Origin of the sequence: Pseudomonas sp. Irchel s3b5 (assembly GCF_900187435.1) — a bacterium.
GTDB lineage: Bacteria > Pseudomonadota > Gammaproteobacteria > Pseudomonadales > Pseudomonadaceae > Aquipseudomonas.
Genome location: NZ_FYDY01000009.1, coordinates 157,740 through 174,257 on the forward strand (window position 1 = coordinate 157,740; position 16,518 = coordinate 174,257).

General features: G+C 60.3%; 15 protein-coding genes. 6 read left to right on the forward strand and 9 right to left on the reverse strand.

Features of this window, described 5'->3' with window-relative positions:
- Positions 1-12: 12 nt before the first annotated feature.
- Positions 13-1,536, reverse strand: coding sequence for a fumarate hydratase (locus tag CKW15_RS13015; protein ID WP_095057103.1), 1,524 nt, complete (start codon positions 1,534-1,536; stop codon positions 13-15).
- A gap of 407 nt (positions 1,537-1,943) precedes the next feature.
- Between CKW15_RS13015 and CKW15_RS13020 the strand changes: the two genes are divergently transcribed.
- Genes CKW15_RS13020 through CKW15_RS13030 form a run of 3 tightly spaced genes read left to right on the forward strand, consistent with a single transcriptional unit; the run spans position 1,944 to position 4,757 of the window.
- Complete coding sequence (locus CKW15_RS13020; RefSeq protein ID WP_095057104.1) at positions 1,944-3,050, forward strand: GGDEF domain-containing protein; 1,107 nt, start codon at positions 1,944-1,946, stop codon at positions 3,048-3,050.
- Entirely contained in the window at positions 3,043-3,978 is a 936-nt protein-coding gene (locus CKW15_RS13025; protein ID WP_095057105.1) for an iron-sulfur-binding ferredoxin reductase, read from the forward strand. The genes CKW15_RS13020 and CKW15_RS13025 overlap by 8 nt, the downstream gene beginning before the upstream one ends.
- A gap of 29 nt (positions 3,979-4,007) precedes the next feature.
- Positions 4,008-4,757, forward strand: coding sequence for an enoyl-CoA hydratase-related protein (locus tag CKW15_RS13030; protein ID WP_095057106.1), 750 nt, complete (start codon positions 4,008-4,010; stop codon positions 4,755-4,757).
- Between the two features lie 180 nt (positions 4,758-4,937).
- On the opposite strand, the gene pyk is transcribed toward CKW15_RS13030, so the two are convergent.
- A complete protein-coding gene (gene pyk, locus CKW15_RS13035) occupies positions 4,938-6,389 on the reverse strand; it encodes a pyruvate kinase (protein WP_095057107.1) in 1,452 nt (483 codons plus the stop codon).
- Between the two features lie 299 nt (positions 6,390-6,688).
- Between pyk and CKW15_RS13040 the strand changes: the two genes are divergently transcribed.
- Together CKW15_RS13040 and CKW15_RS13045 are read left to right on the forward strand one after the other, a co-directional pair.
- Positions 6,689-7,075: a tol-pal system YbgF family protein gene (locus tag CKW15_RS13040; protein WP_095057108.1), complete on the forward strand. Its 387-nt coding sequence runs from the start codon at positions 6,689-6,691 to the stop codon at positions 7,073-7,075.
- 232 nt (positions 7,076-7,307) lie between these two features.
- Entirely contained in the window at positions 7,308-7,667 is a 360-nt protein-coding gene (locus tag CKW15_RS13045) for a PilZ domain-containing protein (RefSeq protein WP_095057109.1), read from the forward strand.
- 29 nt (positions 7,668-7,696) lie between these two features.
- Here CKW15_RS13045 and CKW15_RS13050 read toward each other — a convergent pair whose 3' ends face one another.
- From CKW15_RS13050 to CKW15_RS13075, 6 genes are read right to left on the reverse strand one after another with little or no spacing between them, the layout of a single operon-like run.
- A complete protein-coding gene (locus tag CKW15_RS13050; RefSeq protein ID WP_095057110.1) occupies positions 7,697-9,025 on the reverse strand; it encodes a DUF58 domain-containing protein in 1,329 nt (442 codons plus the stop codon).
- Positions 9,022-10,023: a MoxR family ATPase gene (locus CKW15_RS13055; RefSeq protein WP_095057111.1), complete on the reverse strand. Its 1,002-nt coding sequence runs from the start codon at positions 10,021-10,023 to the stop codon at positions 9,022-9,024. Before CKW15_RS13055 ends, CKW15_RS13050 begins: the two co-directional genes overlap by 4 nt.
- Positions 10,020-11,183 (reverse strand): DUF4350 domain-containing protein, encoded by a 1,164-nt coding sequence (locus tag CKW15_RS13060; protein WP_095057112.1) that lies wholly within the window; start codon positions 11,181-11,183, stop codon positions 10,020-10,022. The genes CKW15_RS13055 and CKW15_RS13060 overlap by 4 nt, the downstream gene beginning before the upstream one ends.
- Entirely contained in the window at positions 11,180-12,724 is a 1,545-nt protein-coding gene (locus CKW15_RS13065) for a DUF4129 domain-containing protein (RefSeq protein ID WP_095057113.1), read from the reverse strand. Before CKW15_RS13065 ends, CKW15_RS13060 begins: the two co-directional genes overlap by 4 nt.
- Complete coding sequence (locus tag CKW15_RS13070) at positions 12,711-13,688, reverse strand: stage II sporulation protein M (RefSeq protein WP_095057114.1); 978 nt, start codon at positions 13,686-13,688, stop codon at positions 12,711-12,713. Before CKW15_RS13070 ends, CKW15_RS13065 begins: the two co-directional genes overlap by 14 nt.
- Positions 13,685-14,410 carry an RDD family protein gene (locus tag CKW15_RS13075; protein WP_095057115.1) on the reverse strand — a complete coding sequence of 242 codons (726 nt, stop codon included), beginning with the start codon at positions 14,408-14,410 and terminating at the stop codon, positions 13,685-13,687. The genes CKW15_RS13070 and CKW15_RS13075 overlap by 4 nt, the downstream gene beginning before the upstream one ends.
- A gap of 186 nt (positions 14,411-14,596) precedes the next feature.
- Between CKW15_RS13075 and sbcB the strand changes: the two genes are divergently transcribed.
- Complete coding sequence (gene sbcB, locus CKW15_RS13080) at positions 14,597-16,027, forward strand: exodeoxyribonuclease I (protein ID WP_095057116.1); 1,431 nt, start codon at positions 14,597-14,599, stop codon at positions 16,025-16,027.
- A gap of 99 nt (positions 16,028-16,126) precedes the next feature.
- Here the strand turns inward: sbcB and mvaT are convergent, their stop codons facing one another.
- Positions 16,127-16,504: a histone-like nucleoid-structuring protein MvaT gene (mvaT, locus tag CKW15_RS13085; protein WP_007986150.1), complete on the reverse strand. Its 378-nt coding sequence runs from the start codon at positions 16,502-16,504 to the stop codon at positions 16,127-16,129.
- Positions 16,505-16,518: the final 14 nt, after the last annotated feature.

The following is a 16,518-nucleotide window of genomic DNA, read 5'->3' on the forward strand; positions in this document are numbered from 1 at the left end:
CCTGAGTGCCGTTTACTGCACTTCTACCGCCAGGCTTTCACTGATCTTTTTCTGCCAGATGGCAGGACCGGTGATGTGGACCGACTCGCCATTGCTGTCGACCGCAACGGTCACAGGCATGTCCTTGACGTCGAACTCGTAGATCGCTTCCATGCCCAGTTCGGCGAAAGCGACAACGCGGGATTTCTTGATCGCTTGCGCCACCAGGTAAGCCGCACCGCCGACAGCCATCAGGTAGACGGCTTTGTGGTCCTTGATCGCTTCGATCGCGGTAGGGCCGCGCTCGGATTTGCCGATCATGCCCAGCAAGCCAGTCTGCTCGAGGATCTGACGGGTGAACTTGTCCATCCGCGTTGCGGTGGTCGGGCCAGCCGGGCCAACCACTTCTTCGCGCACCGGATCAACCGGGCCGACGTAGTAGATGAAGCGACCCTTGAGGTCGACCGGCAGGGTTTCGCCCTTGTTCAGCATCTCGACCATGCGCTTGTGCGCGGCGTCGCGACCGGTGAGCATCTTGCCGTTGAGCAGGACGGTTTCGCCCGGCTTCCAGCTCTGCACGTCTTCCGGGGTCAGGGTGTCGAGGTTGACACGGCGGGCCGACGGGCCTGCTTCCCAGACGATTTCCGGGTAGGCGTCCAACGGTGGCGCTTCCTGGGCAACCGGGCCGGAGCCGTCGAGCACGAAGTGCGTGTGACGGGTGGCGGCGCAGTTCGGGATCATGCACACCGGCAGCGAAGCCGCGTGAGTCGGGTAGTCCATGATCTTCACGTCGAGCACGGTGGTCAGGCCACCGAGGCCCTGGGCGCCGATGCCCAACTGGTTGACCTTCTCGAACAGCTCCAGACGCATTTCTTCAATGCGGTTCTGTGGGCCGCGGGCCTTCAGCTCGTGAATGTCGATGGATTCCATCAACACTTCTTTAGCCATGACAGCGGCTTTCTCGGCGGTGCCGCCGATGCCGATGCCGAGCATGCCCGGTGGGCACCAGCCGGCGCCCATTTCCGGAACGGTCTTCAGAACCCAGTCGACGATCGAGTCGGACGGGTTGAGCATGGCCATTTTCGACTTGTTCTCGGAACCGCCGCCCTTGGCTGCCACGTCCACTTCCACGGTGTTACCCGGAACGATGGAGTAGTGGATAACGGCCGGAGTGTTGTCCTTGGTGTTCTTGCGAGCGCCCGCCGGGTCGGCGAGGATCGAAGCGCGCAGGACGTTTTCCGGCAGGTTGTAGGCGCGACGTACGCCCTCGTTGATCATGTCGTCCAGGCTCATGGTGGCGCCATCCCAACGCACGTCCATGCCCACGCGGACAAACACGGTCACGATGCCGGTGTCCTGGCAGATAGGACGGTGGCCGGTGGCGCACATGCGCGAGTTGATCAGGATCTGTGCCATCGAGTCGCGGGCCGCTGGCGATTCTTCGCGCAGGTAGGCCTCGTGCATCGCCTGGATGAAATCCACGGGGTGGTAATAGGAAATGAACTGCAGGGCGTCGGCAACGCTCTGAATCAGGTCGTCTTGCTTGATCACGGTCATGAGTCGCGCTCCTCTAAAAGACGGGAACATTCAATAAGGTGCTTGCAGCTTGGGTGCATCGGTCGGTTGCAAGCACCTTTCAAGGCACGCCGGGGCTGCTGGCGCGACGCTAAAAAGGCGCGGCAGTATACCGCGCATCAAAGGCCGGCACACGCGCCGCCAGTCAATCGTTGGTCGCATATCGCACAGACTCGCAGGCGTTGGCGCAGGCTGCGATCTTGCGCGCCTAAGTAAAGTCAAAGGATCGCAGCCTTCGGCAGCTCCAACGGTGGGATGTCAGTCATGCTTTTGACGCCATTTTTTCGCCCCTGAAATGAATGGTCATTTAACGGCTACGACACTAAAGTGACACCTGGTCTGTAGAGTAGGACGCTCCGTCAGCCTCCATTTATTTGGTGAGTCAACGATTGACCCATAACGCCATCCAGCGACTGTTACTCAAACGTTTTGCCCTCGCGGCCGGCACTTATGCCTTGGCATTGCTGTTGCTGTGGCTGGCGTATTTCACCGGTCATTATGAGGAGTCACTGCTCGCTGTGGCCGTCGGCAGCTCGCTGGTGGTCATCAGCCAGGCCACGCTGTTCGCGATGTTTTATTGCGGATGGAACCAGCGTTTCAGCGATCCGAGCCTCACCGAAGCACAAGTGTTGCTGGGGCTGGGCTGGCAAACCTGGCTGATCGCCCATCTGGATGAAGCCCGGGGCGCGTTCCTGGTGTTTTATGTCCTGATCCTGCTCTTCGGTCTGTTCCATCTGTCGCGGCGCGCGTTTGTGCGTTGTGCGTTGCTGGTGTTCTTCAGCTTTTGCGCGATTACGCTCTGGGAGGGGTATCACTTCCAGTTGCAGGATCCGGCCATGGCGGTGTTGCAGGTGTGCGTGTTGTTGATCGTGCTGTTGTGGCTGGTGCTGTACGCCCGCTATGTTCAGGCCTCGCGACAACTGATGCGCCAACGGCGATTTGCCTTGCAGGCGCACCAGGACACCCTGCGCGGCATGATGCGTCAGCTCGAGGATCTGGTGGCCACCGACGAACTGACCGGTCTGTTCAATCGTCGACATTTCCTGCGCCTGGCGTCCCGCGAGTTGAACGCCATGGACGCCGGTGTCGTGCATGGCCTGGCGCTGATCGATCTCGATCACTTCAAACGCATCAATGATGTACACGGCCATGCGGCCGGCGATCAGGTGTTGCAGGCTTTTGCCAGCGTGGCCACGGCCTGCCTGCGCGACGGCGACGTGCTGGCCCGCTACGGCGGTGAAGAGTTCGTGGTGCTGCTGCCCGATTGTGATGCCGAGCGGTTGACGGCTTGTTGCGAACGGCTGCGTATCGCCTTCACCGATGTCGAGATGGTGGGCCTGAATGTGCGCAATCTCAGCCTGTCGGCCGGCATGACCCTGCTGGAACTCGGCGATGACCTCGACGATGCCTTGCAACGGGCCGATCAGGCGCTCTATCGCGCCAAGCGTGACGGTCGCAATCGTTGCGCGGCGGCGTGGGAGAATGCCGATGCCTGAGCTACGGGTCGGTGATCGCCAATGGTCGGTGGCGGCGGGCAGCAATCTGCTCGATGCGCTGAATCAGAACGGTGTGGCGGTACCTTATAGCTGTCGCGCCGGCAGTTGCCATGCGTGCCTGGTGCAGTGCGTGCAAGGGTTGCCGAGCGACAGTCGCCCTGATGCCTTGAGTGCGCAGCAGCGTGAGCAAGGCTGGCGCCTGGCGTGCCAGTGCCAGGTGAGCGAAGACTTGCAGGTGCATGCCTTTGATCCGGTGGTTGATGGTCGCCCGGCCGAGATTTCAGCCGTCGACTGGTTGAGCGCCACGGTGCTGCGCTTGCGTGTGATCCCGCAACGGCCGTTGCGCTACAGCGCTGGACAGCATCTGGTGTTGTGGGCCGGTCATGTTGCGCGCCCGTACTCGCTGGCGAGCTTGCCGCAAGACGAACGTTTTCTGGAGTTTCATCTCGATTGCCGTCTTCCGGGGCAATTCAGTGATGCGGCCCGCCAATTCAAAATCGGCGATCCGATCCGCCTCGGCGAGCTGCGCGGTGGCGCCTTGCATTATGACCCTGACTGGCACACTCGGCCGCTGTGGCTGATGGCGGCAGGCACGGGGTTGGGGCCGTTGTTCGGTGTTTTGCGCGAAGCCCTGCGCCACAATCACGAAGGGCCAATCCGCGTTATTCACCTGGCCCATGATGCTGCTGAGCATTACCTGGCCAAACCCCTGCAAGCCATGGCGGCCAGCCGCCCGAACCTGAGTGTCGAGCTGTGGACGCCGGCCGAGTTGCCAGCGGCTTTGGCGCAACTGCGGCTTGTTTCACGGCAAACCCTGGCCTTACTCTGCGGAGGCCCCGACAGCGTCGACGCCTTTGCCCGGCGCCTTTACCTGGCGGGATTGCCGCGCAATCAACTGCTGGCCGATGTCTTCCTGCCCCGTGGTTGAGCGCTGACTTCTCAGACGCGAGACCTGCCATGACCGATGCCATCCAAGTTGAACGCGAACGCGGCCTGCTGACCCTGCGCCTGAATCGCCCCGACAAGAAAAACGCCCTGACCCGCGCCATGTACAGCCAATTGGCCGAAGCGCTGAAACAGGCCGACAGCGATCCTGCCATCAACGCGGTGCTGATCACCGGTTCCGCCGAGTGCTTCACTGCCGGCAACGACATCGCTGACTTTATTCAGCAACCGCCGAGCAACCTCGACAGCCCGGTGTTCCACTTCATGCTCAACCTGCTCGAATGCCGCAAACCGGTGATCGCCGCCGTGGCCGGTGCGGCAGTGGGCATTGGTACGACGATGTTGCTGCACTGCGATCTGGTTTACGTCAGCCGCGATGCACGCTTGCGCATGCCGTTCGTCAATCTCGGTTTATGCCCGGAGTTCGGTTCCAGCCTGATCCTGCCGCGGCTGCTTGGGCAGGCCAAAGCGGCGGAACTGTTGTTGCTGGGAGAAGGCTTTAATGGTGAACAAGCTGCGGCGTGGGGCATTGCGTCCGAAGCGCTGGGCAGTGGCGAAGAAGCCTTGGCCAGGGCGCGGGAGATGGCCTTGCGATTCGAATCGCTGCCACCGGAAGCGGTACGCATCAGCAAGCAATTGATGAAAGCGCCGGATCGGGAACTGCTGCGCAGAGTGATCGAGGAGGAGGGCGCGTTGTTTACCCAGCGGCTGCGATCGCCGGAAGCATTGGCGGCGCTGACCGGGTTTATCAAGCGGCATTGAGTTGGTAGCCTTCATCGCTGGCAAGCCAGCTCCTACAGTTGATTTGCGGTGTTCATACGATCCCTGTAGGAGCTGGCTTGCCAGCGATGAGGCCAGATCAGAAGACTCACCTTCAGGATCAGAATGCAAAAAGCCCCGCCATTCACATGGCGGGGCTTTTGTTTTTCAGCGACCGGTCAATCAGACCATCGGGTCGCCAACGTGCAGGATCTTCATGCCGTTGGTGCCGCCGGTGGCGTGGTAGCTGTCGCCCTTGGTCAGGATGACCCAGTCGCCTTTCTCCACGACGCCGCGCTTGACCAGCTCGTCGATCGCCTTCTGGCTGACTTCGTTCGGTGCCAGCGAAGCCGGGTCGAACGGGATGGTGTACACGCCACGGAACATCGCCGCGCGGGCCTGGGCTTCGCGGTGCGGGGTGAACGCGTAGATCGGCACCGAGGAACGGATACGCGACATGATCAGCGGGGTGTAACCGCTTTCAGTCAGTGCGATGATCGCTTTCACGCCCGGGAAGTGGTTGGCGGTGTACATGGTCGCCAGCGCAATGCTTTCATCGCAACGCTCGAACTCTTTGCCGATGCGGTGGCTGGAGGTCTTGCTGGTCGGGTGCTTTTCGGCACCGACGCAGATACGCGCCATGGCCTGAACGGCTTCCAGCGGGTACAGACCGGCAGCACTTTCGGCCGAGAGCATCACGGCGTCGGTGTAGTCGAGCACGGCGTTGGCCACGTCGGACACTTCGGCGCGGGTCGGCATCGGGTTCTGGATCATCGACTCCATCATCTGGGTCGCAACGATCACAGCCTTGTTGTGGCGGCGTGCGTGCAGAATGATTTTCTTCTGAATGCCCACCAGCTCGGCGTCACCGATTTCCACGCCCAGGTCACCACGGGCAACCATCACCGCGTCGGACGCCTTGATCAGACCGTCGAGGGTTTCGTCATCGGCCACGGCTTCGGCACGTTCGATCTTCGCCACCAGCCAAGCGGTGCCGCCGGCCTCGTCGCGCAGTTGGCGGGCGTATTCCATGTCGGCAGCGTCACGCGGGAAAGAGACCGCGAGGTAGTCGACTTCCATTTCCGCCGCGAGCTTGATGTCGGCCTTGTCTTTTTCAGTCAGGGCTGGTGCGGTCAGGCCGCCACCGCGACGGTTGATGCCTTTATGGTCCGACAGCGGGCCGCCGATGGTCACGGTGCAATGCAGTTCGGTGGCGGTAGCGGTGTCGACGCGCATGACCACGCGACCGTCGTCGAGCAGCAGCTCGTCGCCGACGCCGCAGTCCTTTACCAGGTCCGGGTAGTCGATACCGACCACTTGCTGGTTGCCTTCGGTCAGAGGATGGCTGGTGGAGAAGGTGAATTGATCACCGATCTTCAGCTCGATCTTCTTGTTGGCAAATTTGGCGATACGGATTTTCGGGCCTTGCAGGTCACCCAGCAGGGCGACGAAGCGACCGTGCTTGGCCGCGAGGTCACGCACCAGCTTGGCGCGAGCCTTGTGCTCGTCCGGGGTGCCGTGGGAAAAGTTCAGGCGGGCGACGTCCAGGCCAGCCAGAATCAGCTGTTCGAGAACTTCCGGCGAGTTACTGGCCGGGCCAAGGGTAGCGACGATTTTGGTACGACGGACGGACATGCAAAGACTCCTGAGTTCAAGCGCTGAGTGAGGCTACTATGCTCCGAATGTGTAGTCATTGTTCGTGTGCACTACTTTTCAGGAAGAGTTTGGTTTTAATGAAAAACCAGATGTTGCCCCGATCTCTGTAGGCGCGAGCCTGCTCGCGATGAACTCAAGTGCGATGCGTTTCTTCAGTAAATACGCATTATCGTTAACCTCCATCGCGAGCAAGCTTGCTCCTACAGTGGTCTGTGGTGTCTGAGGGTTGAAGATTTTCGTCCGCGGGTCGATACAGCGTTCAAGACAGGAGATCCCCCATGCGATTCGTGCTCATTGCCGCCCTTGCCATCAGCGTCCTCAGCGTCACGGGCTGCACCCGTTGGTCGATGAACCATCACTTGAACAATGCCTACAAAGCCTATGACCGGGGCAATTGCGAGCAAGTCATGCTTGAACTGTCCAAGGTCGAGCGCGAAAGCCGGGCGCGACCTTATGTGTGGCCCGAAGCATCGATGATGCGCGGCCTGTGCCTGGAACGGCAGAAGATGTTCGTCGATGCGGCGCAGACGTATCAGTTCATCATCGCCTCGTATCCCCAGAGCGAATACGCCTACCGCGCCCGCGCCCGTCTGGAAACCCTGCAAAGCCTGGGGCACTACCCGTTGCGCAGTGCGGCAGCGGCGGTACGCCCGACGCAGTTCTGATGGCGGCTGTCATTCAATGACTGGCTCACCGGCGGTGGTGAGCTATAGTCGAATAAACCGGTTTGGAGCCTGGTCTCCAATCCGGGGCAACACCTGCAACCGGCATTGGCAAGACACAGCACTCCGAGAACTGGCGCACCGGGAGCGGGGAGAGCGGGCACTTATTTAAGGCAGTCCCGTTCCGAAGCAGTAGTGCGGCTCTGCTTAAGAGCCTGGCATAGTGAATGTCCACATGTTTACCGACCGCCGAATCGAGCGGCACCAACTGCCGTACTTTTTGAGAGTCTTCAACAGCCACACGGACAAGCCCATTGGCTATCTGGGCAATGTGTCCGAAGACGGGTTGATGTTGATCAGTCAGCTGCCGATGATGATCGGCGCCGAATTCATTTTGCGCCTCAAGATCCCCGTCAGTGAGGGCAGCCCGCAAGTTATCGACCTGCGGGCGTGTTGCCTGTGGTGCCATGAAGACGCAACACCTCACCACTATGACGCCGGATTTTGCCTGCAACGGGCGCCGCCGGAATATGGGCAACTGGTCGAGGCGTTGAAGCAGTATTTCAGTTTTCAGTCGTTGCCAGCTTCGGCCTGATATCAACCGAGCCTGCGCCGGGGGCATCGTCAGCTTCCGGCCTTCTTCCAGGCCAGGTACTGAGTCACCAAATCCGCACCCAGCTCAGCAGGTCGCGCTTCCAGTACCCATACGCCATGGGCACGCAACCGCTCATGGAGTTCTGCACGCGCATTCAGGTAATCCACCGTGCCGCAGTAATCCAGTGCCTCGGACAAGGTCTGCACCGGCCGATGTCTCAGACTGTCGAGCAAATCTTCCCGCAGGCTGGCCACCACTACCTGATGCTGTTGGCTCAGGCGTTTGACGGCGACCAGCAGTTGCTCGTCGTCTTCGTCTCGCAGATTGGTGACCAGCATCACCAGTGCCCGGCGTTTTTGTCGGGTCAGCAATTGATTGGCGGCAGCCTGGTAATCCGCGGGGCGCTGGGTGCTGTCGAGGTCGTAGACGCTGTTGAGCAGGACGTTGAGCTGCGCAACGCCTTTGACCGGTGCGAGGTAATGCGGTCGCTCGCTGGCAAAGGTGCTCAAGCCCACCGCATCGCCTTGGCGCAGCGCCACGTAACTCAGTAGTAAACAGGCATTGAGTGCATGGTCAAAATGCGCCAGTTCTCCGTCCTGACTGCGCATGTGCCGGCCGCAGTCGAGCATGAAGACAATCTGCTGATCACGCTCGTCCTGATACTCCCGGGCAATCGGCGTGCGTTGGCGGGCGGTGGCTTTCCAGTCGATCTGGCGCAGGCTGTCGCCTTCACGGAATTCCCTGAGTTGATGGAACTCCAGGCCCAGGCCGCGACGTTGTTTTTGGCGCACGCCGAGCTGGCTGAGCCAGTTATCCACAGCCAGCAGTTGACCGCCATAAAGGCGGGCAAAGTCGGGGTAGACGCGGGTGTGGTCCGGCGCGTCGAGCAAGCGTTTGTCGGTCCACAACCCCAAGGGGCTTGGCAGGTTGATTTCGCACCGCTCAAAACCAAAGTGACCGCGCTTGAGCGGTCGTAGCCGATAAGCCATGTTGCTGTGCTGGCCGGGTTGCAGTTCGACTTTCAAGGGCAGGTTTTCGAAGTTCAGGCCCTGGGGCACATGATCAAAAATCTGTACGTTCAGTGGTCGTGAATAATCATGCTCGAGCGTCAGGTGGACATCGCTCCAGCGACCCAGCGCGAGGCTGCCGGGCAGTTGGCGTTTCAGTCGGGGTGAGGGCAGGCGCTTCAAACGCACCGCGTCGAGAATGGCCAGGGCCAGCAACGCCAGCAACAACCCCCAGTTGATCGCACTGAGGTTCGGCGACACCGCGAATTCCAGTGCCCGCAAGGTGCCCAGCACAATGCCACAGGCGAGCAGGATCACCAGCCAGCTCAGCATCAGCCGTGAGGGTTTCACTGGCGCGGCGCCGGCACTTGATCAAGCAATTGCTGGAGCACCTGGTCGACGTCCAGCCCTTCGATATCCAGCTCCGGTGCAACGCGAACGCGATGGCGTAACACGGCGAGGGCGCAGCCCTTGATGTCATCCGGAATCACGAAATCGCCACCGCGCAGCAACGCCCGCGCCCGGGCGCAACGCACCAAAGCGATGGAGGCGCGCGGTCCGGCGCCGAGGATCAAGCCTGGCCAACTGCGGGTGGAACGGGCCAGGCGCACGGCGTAATCCAATACCTGATCGTCCAGCGGCAAATCGCTGGCGATGCGTTGCAGGGCCAGCACATCCTTGGCTTGCAGCAGCGTGCGCAACGGTTGCACATCGAGCATGTCGGCCCGGGTCGAACGGCTGACCTGCCGCACCATGTTCAGCTCTTGTTCGGCGTCGGGGTAGTCCATGCGCACCTTGAGCATGAAGCGGTCCAGTTCGGCTTCCGGGAGTGGATAAGTGCCTTCCTGTTCGATCGGGTTTTGCGTGGCGAGCACCATGAACGGTTGCGCGATGGGCAGGGCGCGACCTTCGAGGGTGACCTGGCGTTCCTGCATGGCTTCGAGCAGCGCGGCCTGGGTTTTCGCCGGGGCGCGGTTGATTTCGTCGGCCAGCAGCAGGTTGGTGAAAATCGGGCCTTTGCGCAGCTTGAACTGCTCGGTCTGCAAGTCGTACACCGCATGACCGGTGACGTCGCTGGGCATCAGGTCCGGGGTGAACTGGATGCGCGCGAATTCACCGCCGAAGCAGCGGGCGAGGGCGCGTACCAACAAGGTCTTGCCCAGCCCGGGCACACCTTCAAGCAACACGTGGCCGCCAGCAATCAGCGCGGTGAGGACGTCGTCGATCACCGTGTCCTGACCGATCAGGGCTTTTTGCAATTCCTGGCGCAACGCCTGGGCCAACTGGCTGGCGCGCTGGCGTTGTTGAGCGGCATGGCTCGGTAGATTGGGCTCGATCGCTTCACTCATAAGGCGTTCCTCAAGGTTTGCAGGTGGGCGACCTGGCGGCTGAATTCAACGCTGGAAAGTCGTTGTTTCGGGCTCGGGGTCATGGCCTGGCTGATAGCGTGTGTGGGTTGGCCGGTCAGGCGTGCAAGCACCCGCCATTGCTCGGCAACGCCGAGTTGTTCAAAACCTGGGTGGCGACGGCGCACGCGGCGCAGGATGTCTTTTTGCAAAGCCTGCATCAGGCTGGCCTGTCCGTTGCGGCGCAGGATGAAATCGGCACTGGCGCGCAGGTGTTCCTGAAGTTGCCGACGTGCCTTCGGTGCCGGTTCCAGCAGTGGCCCCTGACGCACACCGAAGTGCCAGAAACCCAGACCGACCAGCGCGAGCAATGCCACCAGCGCCTGCGGGAAGTAGCGCATCAGCAAGAGGGGCAGGCTGTCGTGATCGGTGTTGAACACCAGCGTCACGTGTGTGTCTGCGGTCAGGTACCAAAGCAGCCAGGCGTTGTCGTATCGGTCGATGGCCGGAGTTTTCCACAGGTCGGCGTCGGTGACCACGATGACTGAACCGAGCCCGTGATCGAGCTGCATCATGTGCGTGGCTTTGCCACTGTTGGCCCAGGACTGGGCGAGGTTGTTCGGGTCTTCAAGATGGAACGCGGTGTCGAAACCGGCGTAGGCCGGTGCGTCTTCGTCTTCCAGGTAAAGTTTGGTCAGAAAGGGGTAAGGCTCTTTGTCGAGATCGGGCGGCGGGTCTTTGAGGTCTTTGCTCAGCGACTGGTGCACTTGAACCCGGTCGAGCAGCAGGTCATCGCTCTGTTGCAGCTTCTCATCCCATAGCGATTGGGCGACGAACAACAGTCGGCCACCGGCCTGGGCCCAGTTCATCAGTTGATCAATCTGACGTGGTGTCATGTTGTCGCGCTCCCCGAGCACCAGCAGGCTGTGCTGATGCGGCTCCAGGGTCGGCAGGAAGTCGAGGCCATTGGCGTGATTGACGGTCAGGCCCTGCTTGCGCAGGAAGTGTTCTGCTGCCAGGTAAGGATTGGCTTGAGCTTCGGGGGACGGGCCGTGATCGATTTCTATCTGATAGGGCATGGCCTTGAAGTACAGATAAGCAGCCAACGCTCCGACCAGAGCGAGGCTGATCGCACCGATCGCCAGCCACCCGCGCCGGTTCAATGGGCGGCTCTCGGTCCGAACAAGCCGCGCCAGGCTTCACACAGTTCCTGTTGCGCTTGGGCCGGTGGCAGGCGATGACCGTAGGCCATGTTTTGCCAGTGCCCGGTCAGGGTTTGGCTGAAGGTCAGCAGGGCCGGTTGTTGCAGCTGTTCAACGCGTTTGAGCACCTGACCTTCGGTGTCGGCGGCTTTCAGCGTCATGTTGAAATCATGCAGCAAGCGACTGAGCAAGGCGCGGTAAAGCAACCCGAGGGCCTCGCGTGGATTGGATTGCCAGAGGTGTTCGGCACTGGCGGCAACATCGTCGGGCAAGGATTCGGGTTTGAGGTCCAGACCGAACGCCTGCTGCGGCAAAGGTCGGGGGAGCTTTTGTTTCCGCGTCGGACGGCGGCTGACGAACGCTTGCAGCCAGTCGCGATAGTGCCAGATCAACACAACGAGGCCGCTGATGACCACTCCCCACAGGACGACTTCAATGACCGCCGCCACCGAACCGAAACGCTGGCCGTCAAACAGTCTGAACAGGGCCTTCAGCCATGCCGGTGTTTTGTCGTCGTCCGGGGTTTTGACGTCCGGTTTGCCCTCGCCAAATCGGTAGCGTGTCACCGCTTCCTTGTTCTTGAAGGGCGGTTGATCGAGCAGGGCCTTGATACTGTCCCTGGACGCCTGGCTGGTGAGGGGCTGATCCAGCAAGCGCGGGCTGTTGGGGGAAGCGTCCGGTTCGGCGGCCCACACCGTCTGCGCTGTCGGCAGCAGCAGGAACACCGCCAGTAACAACACGCCACTTGCACTGACGACACGTTGGCGCAGGCGACGGAACACCAGTTCGATATCCCAGGCTTCGAGCACGGTGCGTCGGTTCAGGTACAGGCTGAAGCCGCAGGCGACATAAACCGGTTCCCAGACGATCAGCACCCCCACGTAGAAAACGTTGGTCAGGTGTTCCAGCCAACGCCAGTCCCGGGTCATCGCGCCGATCAGCGACTGCCAGCTCCAGTCAATCGCGACCTGTTGTGGCAGGAGCAGATAAAACAGCACCATCAAGCCGATCCATAAGGCGCCTTCCAGATGGGCACCGATGATCGTCAGCCATCGCGCGGCACCGGCGTCGCTCTGCAACAGCACTTGTAATCGTTGTTGGCGCAGCTTCCCGTCCAGACCTTCAAGTTGCAACACCGGCATCACAAAGCTGCGGGTCAGGCTCAAACGGCGCCAGGTCAAACTGGCGATCAATTGTGGCCTGAGCAACCGCGGCCATTGGAGCAACGCTTGTTTCAGCGTGGGTGTTTCGCCGAACATGGCGCTGGACAGGATGTACAGCGGCAGGCGTTCGAATGCCGGTTTCAGCCACCAGAACATGAAGACGGCAAGGGTCGGGGAATCCCACAGCCCCCAGCTCAGCAGCGCGAAAACCGGCAAGGTCACGATTGCCCAACTGGTCATCAACAAGCGCCGGTGACGCTGGCTCAGGAGGACGCCGAGGTCCATGGCTTCCCAGGTGGTTCGGGGGCGGATGACCACGGTGGCGTCACTCAGGCGCATGACGTTGGCGTCCGGCAAACAGCAGGTAGGTCAGCACCAGCAACCACAGCGCGGCACCGACCAGATACTTGGTCATGGCCGTAGGGCTGGTCATTGATGACCAATAGGCCTCGATGAATGCGGCAATCAGCAAAAACAGCATGACCCCGCAAATCAGCAGGACGCTTTTGCGCGCCGCCAGCTGCAAGGCCTGCGCACGAGGAAGGCGCCCCGGTGCGATCAGTGCCCAACCCAGTTGCAGGCCTGCGGCACCGGCCAGGGCGATGGCGGTGAGTTCAAAAGCGCCGTGACCGATCACGAATGGCCAAAAGGTTTGCCCGTAACCAATATAAGTCAGGTGTCCGGCGACTGCGCCGATCATCAAGCCGTTGAAGATCAGGTAAAACACACTGCCCAGCCCCAGCAGCAGTCCGCTGGCGAAGGTCTGAAAAGCGATGCCGATGTTGTGCATGATGTAGTAGCCGAACATCATCCAGTTTTCACTGGAGGCACGGTCCGCCGTGCGCCCGAGGTGACCAGCGCCGGGGTCGTACATGCTTTGCATTTCGCTGACTTGCGGGGCGGGGATCAGGTTATAGATCAGCTCTGGAAACCCGTATACCAGCAGCGCGAACCCGAACAGGCTGCCGAAAAACATCAGGCTGGCAGCCAGTACGAAGCGCCACTGTTCACGCACCAGTCGCGGGAAGTCTGCGAGGATGAATGCCACAACATTGGCGCCCAACTGGCTGCGATGGCGATACAGTTGTTGATGGCCGCGCAGCACCTGTTGCTGTAACGAATCCACCAGAAAACTGCTATAGCCACGTTCCCTGGCGATCGCCAAGTGATTGCAAAGGCGTCGGTAGTCACTCGGGAAACTGTCGAGGTCCTGGGTTTTGCGGTCCTGTTCCAGGCGTTCCAGATGAAGGGAAAACTGCGCCCATTCGGCTTTGTGCCGGTTCTCGAATAGACGTTGCTTCATGCTGGCCCCAACAAGCCGCGGGCGATGCCGTTGAGCGCTTCCACCGCTCGTGGGGCGGGAATCTGCAAAGGTTGGGCGAGGATGGATGCCAGTTCATGGGCTCGCGCTCGAGAGAGTTCCCCCTGGCGTTCGGCAAACCCGAGAATGGCGCGCTGTTCGGCGAGTGTCAGGGCGAATGGCGGTCGACTGGGCAGGGCCTCGGGCAGCTCGGGGCGGGTGAGTGGCCGGTCGCGGTAAATCACCAGTGTGCCGGCGGCAATGTCGCCGAGGCGCTTGAAGTTGGGGTGTTGCAGGCAACTGATGGCGCCGAGGAAGTAACCGAATGGCAGCAGGTCGATAAACCGCAACAGGTTGCGCAGCAGCGAAGCGGACCAGCCTATGGGCGTGCCATCGTCCTGTACAACGCGCAATCCCATCCATTGCTTGCCTGGCGAGCGGCCCTGATTGAGCACTTCGAACAGCACCATGTACCACCAGCTGACGACGAACAGCAGGATCGAACTCAGGCCTGCCCCCAGTTTGCCGAGCATCGCCAGGACGATGAACAGCAGGCCCATAATCAAACCGCGCAAGCCAAGATCGATGGCGAATGCGAGGGCACGCACCATCAGCCCGGCCGGGCGCAGTGGCAAGTCGATGCCCTCGGGCGTTTCGACCTGGTGCCGCGTATCCAGTGGCGGTGACAGCGTCGCATTCCTTGGCAGTGCTGTGGTCTCGAGCATGGGCATCCTGATGATGTGGCCTGGATCGGGATTCGATGTCTATCCGATGCTAGCAGTCTCGCCGGGAAAAAAGACATAACTATGTATTGCACATCAAGCGGCCCCCTCTGCTTGAATGACAAGACTACTGGCCGGGGCGGGACATGAACGCCTAGACTTCGCCGATCTTCAGTTCAGGAATCGCCTGTGACCTCCATCTTCTGGTACGACTACGAAACCACTGGCATCAATCCCCGCTGCGACCGCCCGTTGCAGATGGCCGGGCTGCGTACCGATTTCGATCTCAATGAAATAGACGAACCGGTCAACCTCTATTGCCAACCCAGTGAAGACATCCTGCCGCACCCGGCCGCTTGTGCAATCACCGGAATTACTCCGACACAACTGGCCGAGCACGGTTTGAGCGAAGCCGATTTCATGACGCGTGTTCATGCCCAGCTCGCGGCGCCGGGCACCTGCGGGGCGGGTTACAACACCTTGCGTTTCGACGACGAGATGACCCGCTACAGCCTGTACCGAAACTTCTTCGACCCCTACGCCCGTGAGTGGCAGGGCGGCAACAGCCGCTGGGACCTGATCGACGTCGTTCGTGCCGCTTACGCCCTGCGTCCGGATGGCATCGTCTGGCCGACGGATGACGAGGGGCGGATAACGCTCAAGCTTGAACGCCTGACCGCTGCCAACGGCATTGATCATGGCCATGCCCACGAAGCGCTGTCGGACGTTCGCGCGACGATTGCCCTGGCGCGCCTGATCCGGGAAAAACAGCCCAAGTTGTATGACTGGTTGTTTCAGTTGCGCAGCAAACAGAAAGTCATGGACCAGATTCGCCTGCTGCAACCGATGGTGCATGTCTCCGGGCGATTTTCGGCGGCGCGCAATTACGTGGGCGTCGTATTGCCTTTGGCCTGGCATCCTCGTAACAAGAACGCCCTGATCGTCTGCGACCTGCACCTTGATCCTCAAGGCTTGCTCGATCTGGATGCCGAGGCCTTGCGTCAACGTTTGTATACACGGCGTGATGACCTGGCCGAGGGTGAATTGCCGGTACCGCTCAAACTTATCCACATCAACAAATGCCCGGTGGTTGCACCGTTGGCGGTACTTCGTCCTGAAGATCAGCAACGTCTGGGGCTGGACATGCCGCTTTATCAGCAGCGCGCACTGCGGCTAAGTGACGCGCAGGAAGTTTGGCGGGATAAAGTGCTGGCGACTTATGCCAAGGAAGATTTCGCCCAGAGTCAGGATCCGGAGCAACAGTTATACGATGGCTTTATTGGTGATCGGGATCGGCGTCTGTGCGAGCAAGTCAGAAGCGTCGACCCAGCACAATTAGCGCAAGAACCGTGGCCTTTCGATGATGAACGTTTGCCGGAATTATTGTTTCGATATCGCGCCCGTAACTTTCCCGACACGCTGAGTATCGAAGAGCAAGAGCGTTGGCGAATGTTCTGTCAGAAACGTTTGTCAGACCCGGAGTGGGGGGCGCCAAATACCCTGGAAAGTTTTGTAGAGGCAGCGGCCCAGTTGAGTGTTACTGCTCTGCCGCTTCAGCAGAAGGTATTGAATGAGTGGCAGGATTATGTTCAGGCATTACGCAAACGTTTGAATCTTTGAAATCGAACATGTCAGGTGTTGAGTTTTGCCCATAAAAAAACGCCAGCATTAGCTGGCGTTCTTTTTTGTCACGGATCCATCTGCGACAAGCTCTGTGGCTTAGCCCAGCAGGGTAGCCCAGCCTTCAACCACGTCACCGCCCCACTTGGCTTTCCACTCTTTCAGAGTTTTGTGGTTGCCACCTTTGGTTTCGATGACTTCGCCGTTGTGCGGGTTTTTGTATTGTTTAACTTTGCGAGCACGCTTGGTGCCAGTCGTTTTGACGGCAGCGCCACGTGGTGCTTTGGTTTTGGACTCTGGATCCAACAGCGCGATGATGTCACGCAGGGACTTGGAGTATTCGCCCATCAGGGTGCGCAGTTTGCCTTCGAATTCCAGCTCGGTTTGCAGTTTGTCGTCTTGGGACAGATTCTTCAAACGGGCTTGCAGCTCTTTGATAGCTTCTTCGGTGGCGCGATATTCGTTGATCAAGGACATGGTGACTACCTTAT

What these genes read in the sequence shown, in the direction of transcription:
- CKW15_RS13015 (WP_095057103.1), bottom strand. Translation starts at nt 1,536, where the DNA reads ATGACCGTGATCAAGCAAGACGACCTGATTCAGAGCGTTGCCGACGCC.
- CKW15_RS13030 (WP_095057106.1), top strand. Translation starts at nt 4,008, where the DNA reads ATGACCGATGCCATCCAAGTTGAACGCGAACGCGGCCTGCTGACCCTG.
- CKW15_RS13070 (WP_095057114.1), bottom strand. Translation starts at nt 13,688, where the DNA reads ATGAAGCAACGTCTATTCGAGAACCGGCACAAAGCCGAATGGGCGCAG.
- CKW15_RS13025 (WP_095057105.1), top strand. Translation starts at nt 3,043, where the DNA reads ATGCCTGAGCTACGGGTCGGTGATCGCCAATGGTCGGTGGCGGCGGGC.
- CKW15_RS13045 (WP_095057109.1), top strand. Translation starts at nt 7,308, where the DNA reads ATGTTTACCGACCGCCGAATCGAGCGGCACCAACTGCCGTACTTTTTG.
- pyk (WP_095057107.1), bottom strand. Translation starts at nt 6,389, where the DNA reads ATGTCCGTCCGTCGTACCAAAATCGTCGCTACCCTTGGCCCGGCCAGT.
- CKW15_RS13065 (WP_095057113.1), bottom strand. Translation starts at nt 12,724, where the DNA reads ATGCGCCTGAGTGACGCCACCGTGGTCATCCGCCCCCGAACCACCTGG.
- CKW15_RS13040 (WP_095057108.1), top strand. Translation starts at nt 6,689, where the DNA reads ATGCGATTCGTGCTCATTGCCGCCCTTGCCATCAGCGTCCTCAGCGTC.
- CKW15_RS13075 (WP_095057115.1), bottom strand. Translation starts at nt 14,410, where the DNA reads ATGCTCGAGACCACAGCACTGCCAAGGAATGCGACGCTGTCACCGCCA.
- CKW15_RS13055 (WP_095057111.1), bottom strand. Translation starts at nt 10,023, where the DNA reads ATGAGTGAAGCGATCGAGCCCAATCTACCGAGCCATGCCGCTCAACAA.
- mvaT (WP_007986150.1), bottom strand. Translation starts at nt 16,504, where the DNA reads ATGTCCTTGATCAACGAATATCGCGCCACCGAAGAAGCTATCAAAGAG.